The organism is Stenotrophomonas sp. YJH_SMC_135 (genome assembly GCF_059372355.1).
The window spans coordinates 109,887-129,686 of the sequence record NZ_JCAFVN010000006.1; the positions used below are offsets into that span (position 1 = coordinate 109,887).

Consider the following 19,800-nt stretch of genomic DNA (forward strand, 5'->3'; position numbering starts at 1 on the left):
AGACGCCGGGATTATGCCAGGTGTGGGGCTACCACCTGGCCCAGCTGGCGCAGCGCACCACCACGGGAGAGCCCGCTCCAGTTGCCACGAGCGACGCTGCGGATGTCGGCAGGGTCGGTCCAGAGCAGCCGCATCGACCAATAGGGAAAGAACCGGCCGGACACCCTGCCCCGGCCCAGCTCAAGCAGTTCGCAATGGCTGCGGGCACCGAGGATGCGGCTGTATACCACGTTGATGCTGTCTTCCGGTCCCTCGATGTACTGGAGGAAGCGGTGCCCATCGTAAAGAAGCACACCCGTCACGCCTGCTTCGAAGTTGAAGCGGGCAGCGGCCCTGGCGAGGTCGTCCACAGGGTCCATGGAAAGCCCCGGTATCGCCTCACTTGCGTAAGCGATTGCGCGGAGGGGCACGTTGATTCCTTCTGACGCAGGAAGTGTCCTGCCCTTCCATGATGCTGCCCTTGTCGTAGAGCCAAATGAGGCGGTTCACAACCTGCCTCGCTCCATCCTCTCCCCTGCGGCACACTGCAGTAACAGGTTTCCGGCTCAGGCGGCCTTTGCGTAGGGCTCGACAATCAGCAGCAGCTTGCCCATCGCCGTGGCATCGGCCTGTTCGGTCGCTGCCCGCTGGATGAAGCTGGTCCAGTCGGCACAGGCGATCTCGCGCAGCTCATCTGCAGTGACGGACAGGCAACGCATGGGCCAGAACGGCAGCCGCCGCTGGCCGACACGCCCCCGCGCAAGTTCGATCAGGTGGATGTGACTGCTGGCGCCGGCGACACGGGAGAAGGCCACATCCAGTCCATCGGCAGGGCCCTCCATGTACTGCAGGAAGCGTTCGCCGTCGAACAGCAGCACCCCGGTCACCCCTGCGCCCCGATTGAAGCGCGCGGCATCGTCCATCAGCGCTTTCAGACGTTCCGGCGAGAATCCACTGACGGCCTCGCTGACGTAGACGATGGCTCGATTCGGCATGGTGCCACTCCTGCTTCCCAGCGCTTCACTCTAGGACGGGCATCGTGGCGAAACCGTAAACGCCGGCCGGGAAAACATCACATCACGCCCAATTCAGCGTGGTTTTCGAGGCGCTTCCAGGTACCGCCATCCGCCGATCTGCCGCCGTGGCGGGGCGCGCACCCTCCATTCCGGCCAGGTAGGCGGAGAACCCTCCGGTCGCGCGTCCCACCAGGCGGGCACTGGTCATGACGATGGGAGCGCCGGCCCACCTTACGTCAGCGCCGAGGCGTTGCAGCCTCCTCACCAGTGCAACATCCTCTCCACAGCGCAGGGGAGCAAATCCCCCGGCCGCCAGATAGGCCTGGGCGGAGACGCCGAAATTGGCACCGTGGATGCGCCCATGATCGTCGCCCCACTGCTGCCGTTTCTGGAACGCGCGTCGCAGGCGCTTCTCCGTCCTGGAGGTGGTTGCTATGTCCACCAGTCCGCAGAAGGCGTCGCACCGGCCTTCAAGCTGGGCAACCAGCCATTCGGGAGGTACCTCGCTGTCGGCATCGGTGCTCGCCAGCCATCTCGCACCGCGTCCGAGCAGCTCAGCGGCGGCCGCTGCCCTGGCAACGCCGACGCAGCGTGCTTCCAGGCGCACCGTATCGACCCGCTGCTGCTGGCAGATGGACGCGGTGGCATCCGAGCAGCTGTCCAGTGCAACCACCACCTGCACTGCTTCGCCGTGCAGCCCGGGATGCAGGGCTGCCCTTCGGATCGATTGCAGGCAGCGCTCCACGCTGGCTGCCTCGTCATGGGCCGGAACCAGGATGCCGATCATCGCAGGCCCTCGTTGCGGGCCAGCGATAGTGCGCTGCGCGTCCAGCCCTGCAGCACGAAGTCCGCATCACGATAGTGGAAGGCTTCGTGCAGGCCTTGGCCAAGGCGCCGATGCACGACGTCGGTGCGACTTGCGCGCCCATGGAACGAAGGCAACCAATGGCAGGCGACCAGCAGTCCGTCGTCGCGAAGGGCCGAATCGATGCCGGCGCGCAGCTCGTGTAGCGCTGCTGCACCCAGGTAGTAGCCCATTTCCCCGCAGACGATCAGGTCGAAGCGGCCCGGCGGCCATTGCTCGGGATGGCTGGCGCAATGGACCTGCACATGCGGCAGGTGGGCCAGGTTGCGGCGGGCCCGGAACGCTGCGCGTGGGCTGATGTCGGTGGCCAGCAGGCGCTCGCAGCGGGCGGCCAAGGCCTCGGTCAGCACGCCGTTGGAGCATCCCAGCTCCCAGCCCCGAATGAACTGGCGCTGGCTCAGGCTGGCCAGCAGCAGCGCACGCTTGCGTTCTTCATACCATCGGCTGCGATAGCCGAAGGGATCCTCCTGCTCATGCAGTTCATCGAAGTACGGTTGCGCGCTCATGCCAGGAATACCTCGTAGTTCCGGAAGAATCGGGTCAATACATGTGCGGGCAGCACCGGCGGGCTGTTCAATTCCGGCACCTCGCCGGTCTGGGTCCGGAAGTGCGCGATGGCGTTTCGTTTTGCGGCAGCCACTGCTGAAATGTCGATCAGCCTGGGAACCTCCCACGCCATGTGTGCGCAGGCGGGGTCAAGCCAGTGCCAGCCCCACACCGGGTACTCCAGGCGTCGGCAGCCCACTGTCCGCACCGCCCTGCAGGCAGCACGCCCTGCGGCTTCATGATCGGGATGCCCATCAAAGCGCCAGGGTGCCAGGACCAGGTCGCTCGGCTGGAGGTGCTGCTGCAGCCAATCTTCCAGGCCCTGTTCGTGCGCACTGACCGCGCCGTCGGCGATGCCGAGATGAAACGCGGATCCAGGCCGGATACCGAGTTCGCCCAGCGCTGCGGCAAGCTCGGCGCGTCGCGCCGAGCGCAGGCGTTCTGGCGTCCACCAGTGCTCGTCCGGATAGCACGCTTCGCCATCAGTCACGGCGACGACGCGTACCTCCATGCCCTGCTCCGCAGCGTGACGGAGCAGTCCACCACAGCCGAGGATCTCGTCGTCTGGATGGGGTGCGACCACCACGACGCGATCATGGCCGGCGCACAGGGCATTGGCCGATGTTGCCGGCCGCTGCCACAGCCAATCGCAGCGCAGCCATGCCTGCTCCTGCGTTCCTTCCCCCTGCAGGGGTGTCCTGGCTACAGCGCCCATGTCGCCTCCTGGCTCGCCCGCTGGCCGCCCAGCCATTCCCAATCGCGATCTGCGTGGCTCTGCCGAAGGAACACGGTCAGGTCCGCGCAGCGACGGGCGTGGGCATCTTCCAGGCACATCGGCGCCGGGCCCAGTGCGCGCCCCGCCAGATCCAGGACACGCGTCGCCGCGCGCTCGACCACGCAGCGCAGGCGCACGACCTCTTCGCGGTGCGCCGATTCCGGCGCGGCGTCGATGCGCGCCGCCACTTCGCGAAGCAGCGCCGCCGCCGGGCCCAAGGCGAGGTCCACTTCACCCAGTAATCGCGCGCGATTCCCCTCGGTGCAGGCTGGCCGCATGCGCTCGGCCAGGGCGGCCGCCGCGCCGAACCAGACTGCCGCGATGCCCGCACCGCCGTGCCAGAAACCCGGTCGCTGCAGGTACTCATCGCGCGTTCCCAGAAGCGCCATCGGTGCGCCGTCGAACCGCACCGTGGTGGACGGAACGCCGGCCATGCCAACGGCCGGCCAGGGCTCATCTGCAAGCGTGCGCCAGTGCTTCGCTGCCACCTGGCACAGCCACACGCCCTGCGCGTTGCGGACGGTTACCAATGCCGCATCCACCCACGCGCTGCCGGAACACCAGGGCTTGTCACCATGGAGCTGACCGTGGACATCGAAGCGGAGTGTGTTGGCTGGACCTTCCGCGGCCCAGACCGCCAGTAGCTGGCCTTCAGCCAGGGCGGGCGCGTTCAGTTCGGCAATGATCGCTTGGGCGTCGTAGTGCGCCTCAAGCACTTTGGCCAGGCACAGGTCTTCCGCCCCCCATGCCGCCAGCGCCTGCCACCGCCGCAGCGTGAGGCCGCTTCCGGGCAATGGCAGGTCGGGCCGCTGGACCACTACCTCGCGAGCGCGGCTCTCCAGCGGGGATGGCGGCGTCACATGCTGCATGAAGGGGCCTGAAATGGAGAGACATGTCGAACGTAGGCGGCAAGCGGTCACATCACTGTCTGGGAGGCGTAGCCGGCGCATGAATTCTCTGCGCGATGATCCTCACGCGCTCGCTTGCCCGCGCTGCCGTCGTGCGCGCAGGCACTGCAGCAGCTCCCACAACCATGGCAGCACGACCACGCCCAGCGCCGGCAGCAGGACCAGCCGCCAGACGCCCGGTGCTGCAGGCTTCACTTCGAGCGACCACCGGGGGTGGACCTGCCAGCCCACCCAGCCCAGCAGGACCCACGGCGCGGCATCGAGCACGCTGTGCACATGCTGCTCTGCCGGGCTGATGCGTCGTCTGCCGTCCGCGCTGACGGTGTCGAAGTAGCCGGCGATTGCGTGCGCGAGGACCAGAAGTGCCAGAAACGTGACGAGCGACAGCGTGTTTTCCAGCAGGAGCCATGCGAGCACCCCGCTTCCGATCAGCAGCAACTGCACCCCATGCAACAGGCTTTCGCGCATCGCAGAGGTGTGTGGAAGGTCGGTCCGCCGGTGAAAATGGAAGTCCAGCCAGCCGGCAGCCAGCCACAGTGCGTAGACACCGGCGGCAATCGCGCTCATGGCAGCATGCTCAGGGTGTCAGCACGATCTTGCGGCAGTCGTCATCCTTGGCATCGAATATCGCGTAGCCCTGCGCAGCGTCGGCCAGGCGCATCCGGTGCGAGATGATGTCACCCGGATCCAGCTTTCCTTCCATGATTGCGTCAAGCAGTTCCGGCATCAGCCCCTGCACATGGGTCTGGCCCATCTTGAATGTCAGACCTTTATCGAACGCATCACCCAGCAGAAAACCATGGATGAAGCCGGCATAGACGCCTGGAATGCTGACCACGCCGCCACGGCGCGTTGCCGCGATGCATTGCCGTATCGCCACGCCACTGCTGCCTTCCAGCTTTACAGCGGTCAACGCTGACTCCAGCGCACTGCCCTCGGCCTCGAAGCCTACGGCCTCGATGCAGGCGTCTACGCCCCGCCCACTGGTCTGGGTAAGGATGTAATCGGCCGGGTCTTCGATCTCCTTGAAGTCGATGGGGGTCACGCCGTAGGCACGGCGTGCATAGTCTAGGCGGTAACGAAGGTGGTCGACCATGAAGATGGTCTCTGCTCCCAGCAGCCGGCAACAGGCCGCGCTCATCAGCCCAACCGGACCGGCGCCGAAGATGGCCACCGTCGAGCCGGGCTTCACACCCGCGTTCAGCGCGGCCTGATAGCCGGTCGGGAGAATGTCAGACAGGAACAGCACCTGCTCATCGGCCACGCCTTCCGGAATGCGCAACGGGCCCACGTTGGCCTTCGGCACGCGTACGAATTCGGCTTGGCCACCGGCTACGCCGCCATACAGATGGCTGTATCCGAACAAAGCAGCTGGAGGCAGCAGCCCTTTCTGGTTCAGCGCCGCGCCCTTGCCAGGATTGGTGGTCTCGCATGCGGCATATTCGGCCAGCCTGCAGTGGAAACACTCGCCACAGGCGATCACGAACGGAATCACCACGCGATCGCCCGGCTTCACCTGGGTCACGCCGCTGCCGACCTCTTCCACCACGCCCATGAATTCGTGGCCCAGTACATCGCCATCGTGCAGATCAGGAATCTTGCCGCGGTAGAGGTGCAGGTCCGAACCGCAGATGGCGGTGGCGGTCACCCGCAGTATCAGATCGTCATCCGCCGCCAGTACCGGGTCGGGCACAGTCTCGACGCGCACATCCCTGCGGCCGTGATAGGTCAATGCCTGCATCGTGCTGCTCCAGGAGCTCGGGCCTTCAGCATCGCAAGGCCGCCATCCGGCTGCAGTGACATCCCGGTGTGCGCGGCGTTCATTCTGCAGCGTCGTGGCGTTAACCCGGCGCGGTGCAGGCTTCACTCTCTCGCCGCAGGAGCTGCCCATGAACGACAAACTGCCCTTCAATCCAACGACGGATGTGGACGATCAGTCAAAAGCGCACACGCCGGACAAACGGCGCAACGATCGAGCCAGATGGAAGGAGCACGACATGCCCGACGACGGCGACGGCCCCAAGGCGGTACCGGAGGACTACGAGCGCCCTGATCCCGATCCGACGGGAAAGCGTTGAGTCCGCCTCACATCCCGGATGCGCAGCAATCACGAGGCATGGCCCTTTGCCCACGCAAGCTTCATGGACGATCTTTGGAACGGCCTGAACGAGGTGTTGCATGTGGAAACGCAACGGTCTCTCGCTGGTGCTGCTTGCGCTCACGTTGGTGTTCATTGTGGGCCAGGCAGTTGCGGGGCATCACGTGCACAACCAGGAACTGGTCGAGCACGGACGCGTGCCGATCGATTTCTGGCACTACCTGGCTACCGGGCACTTCGTCAGCGCCACGTTCGAGAACTGGGAGAGCGAGTTCCTGCAGATGGGGATGTACGTTCTGCTGACGGTCAGCCTGCGCCAGCGCGGTTCGGCCGAATCGCGGCCGCTGGACCCCGCGCAGGAACAGAATCGCATCGAACCCGGCCGCACGCCCTGGCCGGTCAGGCGCGGTGGCCTGTGGAAGGTTCTTTACGGTCATTCGCTGGCGATTGCGTTTGGGCTGTTGTTCCTGTTCAGCTTTACGCTGCATGCATTGGGAAGCTGGCGCGCCGAGGAGGCCGAACAGCAGTTGAAGGGATTGCCGCCGCCAGGCTTTGTGGAGCACCTCGCCAGCAGCACATTCTGGTTCGAATCCATGCAGAACTGGCAAAGCGAATTCCTGGCCGTGCTGTCTCTGGTGGTGCTGACGATCTTCCTGCGCCAGAAAGATTCGCCGCAGTCCAAGCCGGTCGAGGCGCCGCATACCCAGACAGGAGATTGAACCATGGCAGATGATCCGTCGACGGCCTTGCTGATCATCGACATGTTCAGCCGTTTCGATTTCCCGGGCGCGCAGGAGCTGGCGCCCGCGGCAGAGCGGGCGGCCCGGCAGATCCGGCGCCTGAGGGATCACTTCGGCGAACGCGGGTGGCCGGTCATCTACGCCAATGACAATTTCTCGGATTGGAAGCGCGATTTCCGCCAGCAGGTGGAACAGTGCCGGCGCGACGGCGGTCCGGCGGGGCGAATTGCCAGCCTTCTCTCGCCCTTGCCCGGTCATTACTTCGTGCTCAAGCCCAAGCACTCGGCGTTCCTGGCCAGTCCCTTGCCGATTCTGCTGGCCAAATTGGGCGTGCGCCGCCTGTGCCTGAGTGGCATGACGGCCGATTCGTGCGTTCTGGCCACCGCGCTGGATGCCAACGCCAGAGAGTTCGACGTCGTGTTGGCACCGGAGGTCGTGGCGGGGCTGCCTTCCCGGAAGCGGCGCGCACTGGCGCTGCTGGCTGATTCGGGCGCAGCCCGGATCGCGCGGCTTTCTTCGCTTGTCTCTGGGCAGGAAGCAGGAGGGCGCTGAAGGCAGCTCAGGCCCGGTCGGCTATCCCCTGTACGCCGGCATGACCGGCGCAATGTGCACAGCAGAAGATCTGGCCATTTCCTTCAACGCCATGCCCAATGACCGCGCATTTGCAGTGTGCGCAGCGGGGTGCGAATGCGTGGATCGCGCACTCGAACGAATCGAACGTGCCGCTGCGCCCGCCCTGCTGCAGGGTAAAGCTCTTGTCGTAGTTGTTGCCGCAGACATCACAGGTAGCCATGGGGCACCTCGTGCTGTGGAAGGAACATGCAGTGTGGCAGCGCGAATGTCGGTGGCCGTGAATGCACCGTGTCGCGAGGGTGTAGGACGTGCGCATCGTCGCCAAGCGGGCGCGGCATGCTTCATTGGTCATTGCCGGGCTCGGCACTGTTGCCACGTGGTGTGCCGCGACCACAGGGAAACGCCGTGCGCAGCCCTTCGACAACCAGTGGCGACGCATCCTGCTGCAATCGCTCGCGGGGCAGTCGCCGGAGATGGGAAGACACATGGTCGACCAGTTCATGCGGAAGGATCTGGCCCTGCCCGCACCACTGTCCGCGGCTGGCAGCGGCGACGCCCAGGATATAGCCGCTGGCGCGAGCGCTGGACAGGCTCCGGCACTGTTCGCCGTCGCAGAACCCGTCATCGCCTTTCCCCTGCAGGAGGGTGATGAGTTCCGTGCCGCTGACAAGCCAGGTCCGTGCCGGCTGCGTTGTTCCGGCCACAGCGGACCCAGCCAGCGCGCAGAGGCCAAGTGCGAGGAGCCGAGGCATGACGCGGCGCGCCTGGGGTTGGTGATGTCCCTTCATGTTGAGGCCCTGGCTGTTGCTTTCATGGATGCCACGCGGCAGAGGTCAAAGCCGATCAAGCTGGCCGAGAAACGCGATGAGATCGTAGAGGCTTCCAGAATACGTCGTATTGGCCGTTTTCCATGCGCCACTGCCCGGAGATGCGTCGCCAGTCGGACCAGCGGGATGCTGAAGGCACGGGCGCTGCCAGCCATCTGGAAGGATCGTGGTGGGATGCCTGCAGGCGGAGCAGTGCTCTGACAAGGCGATCCTCCACTGTGTCTGCGTACAGTTGGCTTGTAGCAGACAACGCATGACCCGCCAACATCTGGCGGCTGCCGCAGGCCGGTGCCGGACTATCGCCCAGCCGTCGACCCTCTCACCACGCACCTTCCCGTCATCACCAGCCTGCGCACGGGCAGCTCCGGCATGCGCAGGCGTTCCAGCAACAGCGACATCGCAGCGCGCCCCATGTCTTCAACCGGCTGCTCGACCACGGTAATGCCAGGTTCGACCAGCTCGGTCCAGCGCTCGTTGTCGAACCCTGCCAGCGCCAGCTCTCCTGGAATGGCGAGACCGGCGCTGCGTGCCGCCTTCAATGCACCCATGAGCAGCAGGCTGTTGCTGGTGACCAGCGCGTCGGGACGCGAAGGGCCGGCCAGCCATTGGTCGACCGTTGCGATGGCGGCCTCGGCCGTTGGCTCGACTTCGCGGTAATCCGGCTCCAATCCGTGCGTGCGCATCGCAGCAAGATAGCCGTCGCGGCGCTCGGCCGCCGTGGTGCTGGTGCTGCCGAACAGGCCGCCGATGCGGCGATAGCCACGCTCGACGAGATGCTCGACCAGGGCGCCCATCGCCGCGGGATTGTCCAGCACCACGCTGTCGATCGACCCGCTGGCCGCGGCGCGGTCCACCAGTACCGTCGGGAAGTCCAGCGTGAGCCGTTCCAGCCGCCCCACCGTGGTCCGTGTGGGCGCAAAGATCAGTCCACTGATGCGCTCCTCGTGCATCAACTGCAGGTACAGCGCCTCGCGCTCGGGGTCTTCGTCGGTGTTGCAGAGCGTGACGCGCAGGCCTTCGCGATAGGCGACCTCCTCCACCGCACGGATAAGCGCAGTGAAGAACGGGTTGCGGATATCCGCAACGATCAACCCGATGATGCCGGTGTGCCGGGAGCGCAGCCGCCTTGCCTGCAGGTTCGGCCGATAGCCGGTCTGGCGGATCGCCACCTCGACCCGGCCGCGAACCTCTTCGCTGACCGGGCCGCCCCCGAGAACCCGCGACACGGTGGACTTGGATACCCCCGCTACACGCGCGACGTCATTGATGCTGATACTCATTGGAAACGTTCCCGGAAAAGTGCGCCTGCCATGGCCCGGCGGCTGTTCAGGACAATGCTAACGCCAAAGAGCTATTGGCATTTTGTGCAGTGCACATTGAAATAGGCGGTGGGAACGTTCCCAATATGCCCAGCCATCCTTTTGCCGGAGCCGCCCTTTGTCGCCCCAGACCTTCCCCTCCCCCGTCAGCCGGGAACTGATCCGCCTGGACGCGCGGGCGCAGGACAAGACCGATGCGATCGCCCAGGTCGCGCAGATGCTGGTCGCGGCCGGCTGCGTGGCGCCGGGGTACGAGGCCAGCATGGGACGGCGCGAAGCGCTGGCCAACACCTTCCTCGGCCATGGCGTGGCAATCCCCCACGGGCTTGGCGAGGACCGCCATCTGGTGCGCCGCGATGGCATTGCCGTGCTGCAGTTGCCGGAAGGCGTGGAATGGAATCCGGGGCAGGTCACCCGTCTGGTGGTTGGCATCGCTGCCCAGTCCGATACCCACATTACCCTGCTGCGCCGCCTGACCCGGCTGATCCAGGATGAGGCAACGCTGCAGCGCCTGTTTGCGACCACCGATGCGGGTGAGATCGTCAACGCGCTGACCGGCGACATTGCGATCACGACCGCCCAGGTAACGGCCACCGATCTGGCCGAGCGCTTTGACTGGACCATTGCCTACCCCAGCGGCCTGCACGCGCGCCCGGCCACGCGCTGGGCAGAGACGGCGCGCCGCTTTGCGGCCCGCGCCCAGGTGCGTGCCGGCGACCAGGCAGCGGACGCCAAGAGTCTGGTCGCGCTGCTGCAACTTGGCCTGCGTCATGGCGATGCCGTCAGCGTGTCTGCCGAGGGGGCGGATGCCCCCGCCCTGCTGACCGCGCTGCGCAGGGTCATGGAGGACCTGGTGGCACAGGAAAAGGCCGACGCCGAGCGCGCAGCACAACGCAAGGCCGCGCCGGTGGCAGGCTGGAATCCGCCCGAGGCACAGGCTGCCATCGTCGGCATCGGTGCCAGCCCTGGGCTGGCAATCGGCCCGGTGCATGTATTGGCCAGCACGCAGGCCGAGGTCGCCGACCGCCCGGCCCCGCTCGGCGAAGGCGGGGCGCGTCTGCAGGACGCGCTCGCCCGCACCCGCCAGCAGTTGGCCGCGCTGCAGGATGACACCCAGCGCCGGCTTGGCGCCTCGGACGCCGCCATCTTCAAGGCCCATGCCGCGCTGTTGGACGACACCGACCTGATTACCCGTACCTGCCAGCTGATGGTCGAAGGCCATGGCGTCGCATGGTCCTGGCATCAGGCCATCGAACACATCGCCTCGGGCCTGGCCGCGCTGGGCAACCCGGTGCTGGCCGGGCGCGCCGCCGACCTGCGTGACGTTGGCCGCCGAGTGCTGGCGCAGCTTGATCCGTCGGCCGCCGGTGGCGGCCTGGCCGACCTGCCCGCGCACCCGTGCATCCTGATCGCGGCGGACCTGTCGCCGTCCGACACGGCCAACCTCGACACTACCCGCGTGATTGGCCTGGCCACCGCGCAGGGCGGGCCGACCTCGCACACCGCCATCCTCTCGCGCACCCTCGGCCTGCCGGCGCTGGTCGCCGGGGGGGGCGAGCTGCTCGCGATCAGCGCCGGTCGCGAGGCGATCATCGACGGCAACTGCGGGCGGCTCTACCTGTCTCCGTCCGAGGCCGATCTCGCCTCGGCGCGCGCGTGGATCGCCGAACAGCAGCAGATCCGCGAGCGTGAAGCGGCGCAACGCGCGCAGCCGGCACAGACGCCGGACGGCCACCGCATCGACATCGGCGCCAACGTCAACCTGCCCGAGCAGGTGCCGCTGGCACTGGAGCAAGGCGCGGAAGGCGTCGGCCTGATGCGCACCGAATTCCTGTTCCTTGAACGTGGCAGTACGCCCAGCGAGGATGAGCAGTACACCACGTATGTGGCGATGGCCAAGGCACTCGGCGGCCGCCCACTGATCGTGCGTGCGCTCGATATCGGTGGCGACAAGCAGGTGGCGCACCTGGAGCTGCCGCATGAGGAAAACCCGTTCCTGGGCGTGCGCGGCGCGCGCCTGCTGCTGCGCCGGCCGGACCTGCTGGAACCGCAGCTGCGTGCGCTGTACCGCGCGGCGAAAGACGGCGCGCGCCTGTCCATCATGTTCCCGATGATCACCTCGGTGAGCGAGCTGGTCGCACTGCGCGCCATCTGCGAGCGCCAGCGCGCAGCACTGCAGGCGCCCGGGGTACCGATCGGCATCATGATCGAAGTGCCGGCCGCTGCGGCGCAGAGCGATGTGCTGGCCCGCCACGCCGACTTCTTCTCGATCGGTACCAACGACCTGACCCAGTACGTGCTGGCGATCGACCGCCAGAATCCGGAACTGGCCGCCGAGGCCGACAGCCTGCATCCGGCCGTGCTGCGCGCGATCCGCGCCACGGTGGAAGGCGCACGACTGCATGGGCGCTGGGTGGGCGTCTGTGGCGGGCTGGCCGGCGATCCGTTCGGCGCACTGCTGTTGGCCGGCCTGGGCGTGGACGAACTGTCGATGACCCCGAACGACATCCCGGCCGTGAAAGCACGCCTGCGTGGCAGCGCGCTGGCCGATCTGCGAACGCTGGCTGCGACGGCGCTGGACTGCGAAACCGCCGAGCAGGTGCGTGCCCTCGATGGAGCGCGCGCATGAGTTCCCGCGCCGTCACCATTACCCTGAACCCGGCAATCGACCAGACCGTGCGGCTGGCGAACCTGCAACCGGGTCACGTGCATCGCGCCCGCAGTTCCCGCGACGATGCCGGCGGCAAAGGCATCAACGTGGCCGCCTGCCTGGCAGACTGGGGCGTGCCGACCACTGCGCTGGGCGTGCTCGGCGATGGCAACGACGGCGTGTTCAGCGCACTGTTTTCCGATCGGGGCATCGCAGACGCGTGTCTGCGCATTCCGGGCCGTACCCGCACCAACATCAAGCTGGTGGAAGACGCCAACGGCGAGACCACCGACATCAACCTGCCCGGCCTGTCACTGTGTGACGCCGATCTGGACGCGGTATCGCGCCGACTCGACGCACTGCTCCAGCCGCAGCTGCCGGTGGTGCTGTCCGGCAGCCTTCCGTCCGGGCTGCAAGCCGATGCATGGGCCCGACTGCAGGCGCAGGTGCGCGCCGCCGGCGCGCGCGTACTGCTGGATACCAGTGGCGACGCGCTTGCCGCCGCGTTGAGTGGTGCACAGGGTGCACTGCCCTACGCGGTCAAGCCCAACCGCCATGAACTGGAGGCCTGGGCCGGCACGCCGCTGCTGGATCGCAGCGCCCTGCGCGCCGCGGGCCGGGCCCTGGTCGAACGCGGAGTTGCACTCGTAGCGATCTCGATGGGCGCCGACGGCGCGCTGTTCATTGATCGCAGCGGCGCCCTGGTCGCACGACCGGCGCGACTGGCGCAGGGCAGTACGGTCGGTGCCGGCGACGCCATGGTCGCCGGCATCGCCGCCGCCTTGTTGGAGCCCTCCCCCGACCTGGCCGGTTGTGCGCGACTGGCCACGGCGTTCTCGATGAGCCGGCTGGAGAGTGGCGACGCGCGACGGCTGGACCCGGCGCAGGTGCGCGCGTGGACCGGCGATGTACTGATCGAGCGGTTGGATTGAAACCCCTGCAGAGGGGGCTGCGGCTGGCCTTGGGCCACCGATGGCCCCTGCTGCAAGGACGAACCCGAAGAATTCCAGGAGTTGCCATGCAAGCTTCCACCGTAGTCATCGCCGCTGGCGAACGCAGCATCGAGGCCGTTCTTGCCGCCGAAGCGCTGCGCCGCGCCGCACGCCAGCAAAGGGTCGAATTGGCGATCGAAATCCGCAGCAATCAGGGCGTGACCGGGGCACTGTCCGACGCGCAGGCTGCCGCCGCAACGCAGCTGCTGCTGGTGGGTGACGGCGAGGCGGACAGCGCCCGCTTCGGCAATGCCCAGATCGTGCGCGCCGGCCTCGGTGAAGTGCTGGACGACCCGCTCGCCGTGCTGGCGCAGCTCGCCGCAGCATCGGCACCCCCTTCCAGGGATGACGCGGGCAAGCGCATCGTCGCCGTCACCTCCTGCCCGACCGGCATCGCCCACACGTTCATGGCGGCCGAAGGCCTGCAGCAGGCGGCCAAGGCACTGGGCCACGCGATCCGGGTGGAAACCCAGGGCTCGGTCGGCGCCCAGGACGCGTTGAGCGACGACGAAATCGCCGCCGCCGACCTGGTGCTGATCGCCGCCGACCGCGAAGTCGATCTGTCGCGCTTTGCTGGCAAACGCCTGTTCAAGAGCGGCACCAAGCCGGCGATCAATGACGGCCAGAACCTGATCCGCAAGGCGCTGGCCGAGGCTGGCGTGCAGACCGGCAGGGTGGCTTCAGGTCGCACCACCGAGAAGGCCAGGGTCACCGGCCCCTACAAGCACCTGATGACCGGCGTGTCGTTCATGCTGCCGTTCGTCACTGCCGGCGGCCTGCTAATCGCACTGGCGTTCGCGCTCGGCGGCATCTATGCCTTCGACGATGCACACAAGGGCACGCTGGCCTGGTCGCTGTTCCAGATCGGCGCCAAGTCCGGCTTCATGCTGATGGTGCCGGCACTGGCCGGCTACATCGCCTACTCCATCGCCGATCGCCCGGGCATCGCCCCGGGCATGATCGGGGGATTGGTGGCAGTCAACATGGATGCGGGCTTCATCGGCGGCATCCTGGCCGGTTTCATCGCCGGCTACGGCGTGCATTGGATCAACCGTGCGCTGCGCCTGCCGCGCAGCCTGGAAGGCCTCAAGCCGGTGCTGATCCTGCCGGTGCTGGGCACGCTGCTGGTCGGCCTGTTGATGATGTATGTGATCGGTACGCCGGTGGCTGGGCTGCTGGCCTGGCTGACCGACTGGCTGCGCGGCATGCAAGGCAGCAGCGCGATCCTGCTTGGCCTGTTGCTGGGCGGCATGATGGCGGTGGACATGGGCGGCCCCGTCAACAAGGCGTCCTACGCCTTCTCTACCGCATTGATTTCCAGCCAGGTCTACACGCCGATGGCGGCGACGATGATCGGCGGCATGACGCCGCCGCTGGGTATCGCACTGGCGACATGGCTGTTCAGCAACCGCTTCACTGCCGAGGAGCGTGGCACGGCCGGTGCCGCTGGCGTGCTTGGTCTCAGTTTCGTGACCGAAGGCGCGATCCCCTATGCCGCGCGTGATCCGCTGCGCACCATTCCGGCGCTGATCCTTGGTTCTGCCGTGGCCGGTGCGATCTCGATGGCCGCAGGCGTCGAACTGAAGGTGCCGCATGGCGGCGTGTTCGTGCTGCCGATCCCGAACGCAGTCACCCACCTTGGCATCTACCTGCTGGCACTCGTGGCCGGCGTCGCCGTCACCGCGATCGCGCTGCGCATGCTCAAGAAGCCGGTCACGGCTCCCACCCTGTAAAAGGAACCCGCCCATGACCTCCCCTTCCCGCCGCCTGCTGCCGACAGTGATCCTGCTGGCCCTGCCATCACTGGCCGCAGCCGCCGACGCGAGCGACGTCTTCGCTCCGAAGCTCGCCTACACCGGCGAAGCGGCCGCCACGCTCGACGGTGGCAAGCGCAGCGGCACGGCCTATGCCGGCCAGCTGATGTTCGGTGCCGACGTGGACCTGGACGCGGCGTTTGGCTGGCGAGGTGCGACGGTCAAGGCCTACGGCATCAACCGCCATGGCACCAATCTCGCCAACAGCAGTACAGGCAACAGCACCTCGGTGCAGGAAATCTACGGCGGCCAGGGCACGCGCCTGGCCAACCTGACCCTCGAACAGAAGTTGTTCAACGACCGGTTGGTGCTGGAAGCAGGGCGCAGCGTCGCCAACATCCACCACCTGGGTTCGGACCTGTGCCAGTACTTCCAGGGCAACTCGGCCTGTGGCAACCCGACCTACGTATTCCGCACCAGCAGTTTCACCTGGTGGCCGGTATCGAGCTGGATGGCCGATGCCACGGCCTGGGTGACGCCCGATGTCTATGTCCGCGTCGGCGCCTACCAGGTTGATCCCAGCCAGGCCGAGGATGGCCAGCATGGCCTGAAGTGGAATACGAACCAGGCCACCGGCTGGATCGTGCCCTACACGATCGGCTGGCGCAGCCCTGCTTCGGCACGACTGAAAGCCCGCTACGAACTCGGTGGCTGGCAGGACAACTCGACCTATCGCGATCCGCTGCGCGATGCCAACGGCATTCCCGCGCTGCTCAGTGGCCAGGAGTACGCGACGCGTCACGGTCGCTCCGGTGCGTTCGCCCGCTTCGAGCAGCAGCTCACCAGTGATGGTGCCGGCCGCGGCCTGACCCTTTTCGGTGCGGCGCTCAAGGGCACCTCCGGCCAGTTGATCGAGGATCATTTCCTGCAGGCCGGGCTGGTGCAGAAAGGCACGTTCGCCCGGCGGCCGCAGGACAGCATCGCTTTCGTCGTGACCCAGCAGAAGTACAGCAGCATCGCGCTGGAAGACCTGCGCCTCGCCCGCGCCGCAGCCGGTGGCAGCGGCACCCCGCACGGGAGCCAGGTGATGATGGAGCTGAGCTACGGCATCCAGCTCAGCCCGCAGCTTCGTGTTGCACCGAACCTGCACTACATCGTGCACCCCGACCAGTTCAATGAGCCCGCACGCCAGCACGACCTGCCGGATGCGCTGATCGCGGGCATGCGGATCGACTGGAACCTGTAGGAAATGTCAGGTGGTCCTGGGGCGCGGCCCGTGTCAGGCACCGGGTCCACGGCCGGTCCAGGCGGCGTACCGACCGCCCGGCACCCGGGTGACCGCCTGCCCTGGCCGGGGTTTCAGGTGCTGTCCGCCGCCCACGCCAGTTCGAATGTCAATGCGAGGCGCTGGCCGGGCTCCAGCCGGTGCGGTGCCAGGGTGTAGCCATCTGGCGGGCCGCTCTGCGGCTCGACACAGGTGGCGTGCGGCGTACCATCGTAGACCACCCAGTGGTCGTGGTCCGACCTCAGCCGCAGGTGCTGGCCTTCGCGTATCAGCGTGACGTCACCGTCGGCGATGAAGCAGTCATCCCAGGGGCCGGTGGTGGGCTCCACGCGGGGCAGCGTGGCAATACCTTCCCTGTCCCGCGGATACATCAAGCGAGGACTGAAAAGCAGTCGTTCCGGCTTCCGGAACCAGGGGTGCCAGCCCAGCACCGCCGGCATCGCCTGGCCGCCGGCCTGGACCGAGAGGTCCATCTGCAGGCTGTGAGCTTGCAACTGCAGGTCCAGCACGGCAGCGCCACCGAAAGGCCAGTAGCCGTCGCGCGGCAGCTCCAGCGACAACCGGGCTGCCGCCGCGTCCAGGCGGTCGATCCGCCAGGGTCGCGAGAAACCCACCCCATGGATGGCGTGCCCGTCGAAGTTGAGCGGCAGCCGATGCGGCCTGCCGTCAAAATGGAACTGTCCACGGCGGATGCGCCCGGCCCACGGCACCATCGGGTAGCAGCCCCACGCGATCGCCGCCGGGCCTGCCTGCTGCGCATCCACCAGCCATTCCACGCCCTGGTAGCGCAGGTGCGCCACGCGCCCGCCCGCCCCTGCGGCGAACGCAACCTCCAGTTCGCCGCACCTCAGCCAGTGCAGCTCGCCGGCTGGCAGCGGAGCCAGCGCATCATCCACCGGCAGCATCCGCTCAGGCCCCATACGGGTTGATCGTGCGGATGCTTCCGTCCGGCTCCATGTGCAGCGGCGTGCACTTGGCCGAGCGCAGGTGGGTGATGCCGCCGGACATCAGTGCATCGTGATAGAACAGGTACCACTGCCCTTCGAACTGGCAGATGGAGTGGTGGGTGGTCCAACCGACCACGGGGGTGAGGATCACGCCAGCGTAGGTGAACGGTCCATACGGGCTGTCGCCGATGGCGTAGCACAGCTGGTGGGTGTTGCCAGTGGAGTACGACAGGTAGTAGCGACCCTGGTACCTGTGCAGCCACGGACCTTCGAAGAAGCGGCGCGCATGGTCGTCCGCGCGCAGCGGCTGGCCATGCTCATCCAGGATCTGCACTTCGCGGGTGGGTTCGGCCAGCTCGGTCATGCCGGCATCCAGGCGGCCCACGCGCGGGCCCAGGGCCGGCGCGCTGCCCTCGGGCTCCTCGTGGGCCCCGCTGTACTGGTTGTCACGATACTTCTGCAGCTGCCCGCCCCATATGCCGCCGAAGTACAGGTAGTGGCTGCCATCCTCGTCTTCGAACACGGCCGGGTCGATCGAGTACGCACCCTTGATCGGCTCCGGCTGGGGCACGAACGGGCCCTCCGGCCGCGTACCGATCGCCACGCCGATGCGGAACCGGCCCTCGGCATCCTTGGCCGGGAAGTAGAGGTAGTAGCGGCCATCACGGCAGGCGGCATCGGGGGCCCACATCTGTTTCCGGGCCCAGGGCACGTCGCGCACATGCAACGCCATGCCGCAATCGACGGCCGTGCCGTCGGGCGTATCCATCTTCAGCACATGATAATCCTGCATGCCGAAGTGGCCACCTTCGTCGTCGAATGGCTGGCCGCCGTCGATGTCGTGCGACGGATAGATGTACAGGCGCCCCTCGAACACATGCGCCGAAGGGTCGGCGGTATAGATGTGGGTCACCAGTGGTTGCGAAATGGCGTGCGCGGTGAGCTGCGCAAGACGGGCTTCGCTGGCCTGGCCGTCTTCGCCGGCAGAGAGGTCGATCATGGTCGTCATCTTGGGGTTACGCGGAGGCGTCGGCGGAACGGCGACGCAGGTGGAGGTCCTGCTCGATGCGGGTTTCGGTGCGCTTGTCGATCCTGTAGAAGACCAGCAGCGCCACGGCGAGCAGGAAAGGAAGGGAGCAGTAGACGCTTACGGTCAGGCGGATGCCCTGCACCACGGCCTCAGGCTGCTGCGCCAAGCCGGCCTGGTAGCCGTAGTGGGCGAGGATCGCGGCGACCAGCGCGCCGCCCACGCTGAGGCCGATCTTCAGCCCGCACAGCATCGCCGAGAAGATGATCGCGGTTGCCCGCCGATGGTTCTTCCACTCCGAATAGTCCGCGACGTCGGCGATCATCGCCCACAGCAACGGGATGGTGATGCCGTAGCAGAAGCCATGCAGCATGAAGGCGCCGAACGCCACCGCCACCGCCGTGGGTGGAAACAGGTAGAAGGCAAGCAGGAACAGGGTCGAGACAAACAGGGCGCCACCGAAGACGTCGCGCTTGCCGAAGCGGTCCGCCAACCGTCGCGATGCGCCGATACCCAGGATCATGCAGAGGATGCCGCACGCGTTGAACAGGCTGAACGCCGAGGTGGCCGCGTCCTTCGGCCAGGTGAACGCCGCGAAGCCGGCGCTGGCCAGCGTAGCATTCAACGCGCTGACCAGGCCGTTGAACCCCGAGTTTTCAAGGAAGCCGGCCAGCGCCGCTTCACTCATGTAGTACTGGAAGTAATAGATGTAGGTACCGCCTTTCAATGCCAGGTTGATGAACACCAGCACGGTCAGGGCCAGCATCACCTGCCACGGGCGGTTGTGCAGCAGGTCCGACAGGTCCTGCACTATGCCGCCAGTCTGTTCACGCGTCGGCACGATGCGTTCGCGGGTGGTGGCGAACGTGATCAGGAAGAACGCCGTGCCGATGATGGCGAATGCGGTCATGACCTGCTCGAAGCCGCGCACCCGGTCGCCGTCACCCAGGATCAGCACCAGCGGCATCAGCAGCACCTGGATGATGAACTGCGCGATCATCACGGCCACGAAGCGGTAGGCCGAAAGGCTGTTGCGCTGGGCCATGCTGCCGGTCAGCACGCCGCTCAGCGCCGAGTACGGCAGGTTGTTCGCTGCGTACACGCACACCAGCAGCGCGTAGGTGGCCAGTGCATAGATCACCTTTCCGCGCTCGCCCAGGTCCGGCGTGCTGAACGCCAGCAGGGACAGTACGCCAAAGGGAATGGCCGTCCACAGGATCCACGGCCGGAAGCGGCCCCAACGGGTGGACGTCCGGTCAGCCGCGATGCCGATCAACGGCGTGAACACGAACGCACCCAGCAGGCCCACCACGAAGATGATCGTGGCCGCGGTCGCAGCTGGCAGGCGGTAGACGTCGGTGTAGAAGAACGCCAGGTAGGTGATCAGGGTCTGGAAGATCAGGTTGGCGGCGAGATCGCCCAGGCTGTAGCCGAGCTTCTCGCGTATCGATAGCGCGTGTTCAGTGCTTGCCATGCAGCGGACGTCCTGGAAAAGGGAT

21 protein-coding genes are annotated in these 19,800 nt (G+C 66.8%); 7 read left to right on the plus strand and 14 right to left on the minus strand.

Translation table 11 applies throughout. The annotated features are described in order from the left end of the window. Positions 1-11: 11 nt before the first annotated feature. The 8 genes from AC5P98_RS18400 to AC5P98_RS18435 all read right to left on the minus strand — a co-directional run bounded on the left by AC5P98_RS18400 (position 12) and on the right by AC5P98_RS18435 (position 5,830). Positions 12-410 (minus strand): BLUF domain-containing protein, encoded by a 399-nt coding sequence (locus tag AC5P98_RS18400; protein WP_032955963.1) that lies wholly within the window; start codon positions 408-410, stop codon positions 12-14. A 135-nt stretch (positions 411-545) separates the two neighbouring features. Next, complete coding sequence (locus AC5P98_RS18405; protein ID WP_049407359.1) at positions 546-974, minus strand: BLUF domain-containing protein; 429 nt, start codon at positions 972-974, stop codon at positions 546-548. Positions 975-1,056: 82 nt separating this feature from the next. After that, positions 1,057-1,782: a glycosyltransferase family 2 protein gene (locus AC5P98_RS18410; RefSeq protein ID WP_049407360.1), complete on the minus strand. Its 726-nt coding sequence runs from the start codon at positions 1,780-1,782 to the stop codon at positions 1,057-1,059. After that, positions 1,779-2,366: a class I SAM-dependent DNA methyltransferase gene (locus tag AC5P98_RS18415; RefSeq protein ID WP_049407363.1), complete on the minus strand. Its 588-nt coding sequence runs from the start codon at positions 2,364-2,366 to the stop codon at positions 1,779-1,781. The genes AC5P98_RS18410 and AC5P98_RS18415 overlap by 4 nt, the downstream gene beginning before the upstream one ends. Next, positions 2,363-3,121 carry a PIG-L deacetylase family protein gene (locus AC5P98_RS18420; protein WP_032955969.1) on the minus strand — a complete coding sequence of 253 codons (759 nt, stop codon included), beginning with the start codon at positions 3,119-3,121 and terminating at the stop codon, positions 2,363-2,365. The genes AC5P98_RS18415 and AC5P98_RS18420 overlap by 4 nt, the downstream gene beginning before the upstream one ends. Beyond that, positions 3,109-4,050 (minus strand): hypothetical protein, encoded by a 942-nt coding sequence (locus tag AC5P98_RS18425; protein WP_032955971.1) that lies wholly within the window; start codon positions 4,048-4,050, stop codon positions 3,109-3,111. Before AC5P98_RS18425 ends, AC5P98_RS18420 begins: the two co-directional genes overlap by 13 nt. A 102-nt stretch (positions 4,051-4,152) precedes the next feature. Continuing rightward, positions 4,153-4,656, minus strand: coding sequence for a hypothetical protein (locus AC5P98_RS18430; RefSeq protein ID WP_049407366.1), 504 nt, complete (start codon positions 4,654-4,656; stop codon positions 4,153-4,155). A 10-nt stretch (positions 4,657-4,666) separates the two neighbouring features. Further along, positions 4,667-5,830 (minus strand): zinc-dependent alcohol dehydrogenase, encoded by a 1,164-nt coding sequence (locus tag AC5P98_RS18435; protein WP_049407369.1) that lies wholly within the window; start codon positions 5,828-5,830, stop codon positions 4,667-4,669. 148 nt (positions 5,831-5,978) lie between these two features. On the opposite strand from AC5P98_RS18435, the gene AC5P98_RS18440 reads away from it, so the two are divergent. The 3 genes from AC5P98_RS18440 (at position 5,979) to AC5P98_RS18450 (ending at position 7,479) form a co-directional block, all read left to right on the plus strand. After that, complete coding sequence (locus tag AC5P98_RS18440; protein WP_014647187.1) at positions 5,979-6,167, plus strand: hypothetical protein; 189 nt, start codon at positions 5,979-5,981, stop codon at positions 6,165-6,167. A 100-nt stretch (positions 6,168-6,267) separates the two neighbouring features. Then, entirely contained in the window at positions 6,268-6,906 is a 639-nt protein-coding gene (locus AC5P98_RS18445; protein ID WP_049407371.1) for a DUF6766 family protein, read from the plus strand. Between the two features lie 3 nt (positions 6,907-6,909). Continuing rightward, on the plus strand, positions 6,910-7,479 hold the full coding sequence (locus tag AC5P98_RS18450; RefSeq protein WP_049407373.1) for a cysteine hydrolase family protein: 570 nt from the start codon (positions 6,910-6,912) through the stop codon (positions 7,477-7,479). 7 nt (positions 7,480-7,486) lie between these two features. On the opposite strand, the gene AC5P98_RS18455 is transcribed toward AC5P98_RS18450, so the two are convergent. The 3 genes from AC5P98_RS18455 to AC5P98_RS18465 all read right to left on the minus strand — a co-directional run bounded on the left by AC5P98_RS18455 (position 7,487) and on the right by AC5P98_RS18465 (position 9,607). Then, positions 7,487-7,720: a metallothionein gene (locus tag AC5P98_RS18455; RefSeq protein WP_014647190.1), complete on the minus strand. Its 234-nt coding sequence runs from the start codon at positions 7,718-7,720 to the stop codon at positions 7,487-7,489. Positions 7,721-7,841: 121 nt separating this feature from the next. Continuing rightward, the gene (locus AC5P98_RS18460; RefSeq protein ID WP_495230144.1) at positions 7,842-8,288 is read right to left on the minus strand and encodes a Rap1a/Tai family immunity protein; all 447 of its coding nucleotides are present in this window, start codon (positions 8,286-8,288) and stop codon (positions 7,842-7,844) included. Positions 8,289-8,623: 335 nt separating this feature from the next. Further along, positions 8,624-9,607 carry a LacI family DNA-binding transcriptional regulator gene (locus AC5P98_RS18465; RefSeq protein WP_014647193.1) on the minus strand — a complete coding sequence of 328 codons (984 nt, stop codon included), beginning with the start codon at positions 9,605-9,607 and terminating at the stop codon, positions 8,624-8,626. A gap of 157 nt (positions 9,608-9,764) precedes the next feature. Here AC5P98_RS18465 and ptsP point away from each other — a divergent pair, with 157 nt between their 5' ends. The 4 genes from ptsP (at position 9,765) to AC5P98_RS18485 (ending at position 16,288) form a co-directional block, all read left to right on the plus strand. Next, positions 9,765-12,275 (plus strand): phosphoenolpyruvate--protein phosphotransferase, encoded by a 2,511-nt coding sequence (ptsP, locus tag AC5P98_RS18470; RefSeq protein WP_049407378.1) that lies wholly within the window; start codon positions 9,765-9,767, stop codon positions 12,273-12,275. Next, positions 12,272-13,228, plus strand: a complete 957-nt coding sequence (locus tag AC5P98_RS18475; RefSeq protein ID WP_032955983.1) for a 1-phosphofructokinase family hexose kinase — start codon at positions 12,272-12,274, stop codon at positions 13,226-13,228. Before ptsP ends, AC5P98_RS18475 begins: the two co-directional genes overlap by 4 nt. An 86-nt stretch (positions 13,229-13,314) precedes the next feature. Beyond that, on the plus strand, positions 13,315-15,021 hold the full coding sequence (locus AC5P98_RS18480; RefSeq protein ID WP_049407380.1) for a PTS fructose transporter subunit IIC: 1,707 nt from the start codon (positions 13,315-13,317) through the stop codon (positions 15,019-15,021). Positions 15,022-15,034: 13 nt separating this feature from the next. Next, positions 15,035-16,288, plus strand: a complete 1,254-nt coding sequence (locus AC5P98_RS18485; protein WP_049407382.1) for a carbohydrate porin — start codon at positions 15,035-15,037, stop codon at positions 16,286-16,288. A gap of 113 nt (positions 16,289-16,401) precedes the next feature. Here the strand turns inward: AC5P98_RS18485 and AC5P98_RS18490 are convergent, their stop codons facing one another. Genes AC5P98_RS18490 through AC5P98_RS18500 form a run of 3 tightly spaced genes read right to left on the minus strand, consistent with a single transcriptional unit; the run spans position 16,402 to position 19,775 of the window. Continuing rightward, positions 16,402-17,247: an aldose epimerase family protein gene (locus tag AC5P98_RS18490; protein WP_049407384.1), complete on the minus strand. Its 846-nt coding sequence runs from the start codon at positions 17,245-17,247 to the stop codon at positions 16,402-16,404. Then, the gene (locus AC5P98_RS18495; protein ID WP_049407386.1) at positions 17,237-18,274 is read right to left on the minus strand and encodes a glycoside hydrolase family 43 protein; all 1,038 of its coding nucleotides are present in this window, start codon (positions 18,272-18,274) and stop codon (positions 17,237-17,239) included. Before AC5P98_RS18495 ends, AC5P98_RS18490 begins: the two co-directional genes overlap by 11 nt. 16 nt (positions 18,275-18,290) lie before the next feature. Further along, positions 18,291-19,775 (minus strand): MFS transporter, encoded by a 1,485-nt coding sequence (locus AC5P98_RS18500; protein ID WP_049407388.1) that lies wholly within the window; start codon positions 19,773-19,775, stop codon positions 18,291-18,293. Positions 19,776-19,800: the final 25 nt, after the last annotated feature.

Excerpts from the sequence above, each read along its gene's own strand:
- AC5P98_RS18435 (WP_049407369.1), bottom strand. The coding sequence starts at position 5,830 with ATGCAGGCATTGACCTATCACGGCCGCAGGGATGTGCGCGTCGAGACT.
- AC5P98_RS18425 (WP_032955971.1), bottom strand. The coding sequence starts at position 4,050 with ATGCAGCATGTGACGCCGCCATCCCCGCTGGAGAGCCGCGCTCGCGAG.
- AC5P98_RS18445 (WP_049407371.1), top strand. The coding sequence starts at position 6,268 with ATGTGGAAACGCAACGGTCTCTCGCTGGTGCTGCTTGCGCTCACGTTG.
- AC5P98_RS18465 (WP_014647193.1), bottom strand. The coding sequence starts at position 9,607 with ATGAGTATCAGCATCAATGACGTCGCGCGTGTAGCGGGGGTATCCAAG.
- AC5P98_RS18410 (WP_049407360.1), bottom strand. The coding sequence starts at position 1,782 with ATGATCGGCATCCTGGTTCCGGCCCATGACGAGGCAGCCAGCGTGGAG.
- AC5P98_RS18460 (WP_495230144.1), bottom strand. The coding sequence starts at position 8,288 with ATGAAGGGACATCACCAACCCCAGGCGCGCCGCGTCATGCCTCGGCTC.
- AC5P98_RS18475 (WP_032955983.1), top strand. The coding sequence starts at position 12,272 with ATGAGTTCCCGCGCCGTCACCATTACCCTGAACCCGGCAATCGACCAG.
- AC5P98_RS18430 (WP_049407366.1), bottom strand. The coding sequence starts at position 4,656 with ATGAGCGCGATTGCCGCCGGTGTCTACGCACTGTGGCTGGCTGCCGGC.
- AC5P98_RS18495 (WP_049407386.1), bottom strand. The coding sequence starts at position 18,274 with ATGATCGACCTCTCTGCCGGCGAAGACGGCCAGGCCAGCGAAGCCCGT.
- AC5P98_RS18415 (WP_049407363.1), bottom strand. The coding sequence starts at position 2,366 with ATGAGCGCGCAACCGTACTTCGATGAACTGCATGAGCAGGAGGATCCC.
- AC5P98_RS18405 (WP_049407359.1), bottom strand. The coding sequence starts at position 974 with ATGCCGAATCGAGCCATCGTCTACGTCAGCGAGGCCGTCAGTGGATTC.
- AC5P98_RS18455 (WP_014647190.1), bottom strand. The coding sequence starts at position 7,720 with ATGGCTACCTGTGATGTCTGCGGCAACAACTACGACAAGAGCTTTACC.
- AC5P98_RS18450 (WP_049407373.1), top strand. The coding sequence starts at position 6,910 with ATGGCAGATGATCCGTCGACGGCCTTGCTGATCATCGACATGTTCAGC.
- AC5P98_RS18485 (WP_049407382.1), top strand. The coding sequence starts at position 15,035 with ATGACCTCCCCTTCCCGCCGCCTGCTGCCGACAGTGATCCTGCTGGCC.
- AC5P98_RS18420 (WP_032955969.1), bottom strand. The coding sequence starts at position 3,121 with ATGGGCGCTGTAGCCAGGACACCCCTGCAGGGGGAAGGAACGCAGGAG.
- AC5P98_RS18440 (WP_014647187.1), top strand. The coding sequence starts at position 5,979 with ATGAACGACAAACTGCCCTTCAATCCAACGACGGATGTGGACGATCAG.
- AC5P98_RS18480 (WP_049407380.1), top strand. The coding sequence starts at position 13,315 with ATGCAAGCTTCCACCGTAGTCATCGCCGCTGGCGAACGCAGCATCGAG.
- AC5P98_RS18490 (WP_049407384.1), bottom strand. The coding sequence starts at position 17,247 with ATGGGGCCTGAGCGGATGCTGCCGGTGGATGATGCGCTGGCTCCGCTG.
- AC5P98_RS18500 (WP_049407388.1), bottom strand. The coding sequence starts at position 19,775 with ATGGCAAGCACTGAACACGCGCTATCGATACGCGAGAAGCTCGGCTAC.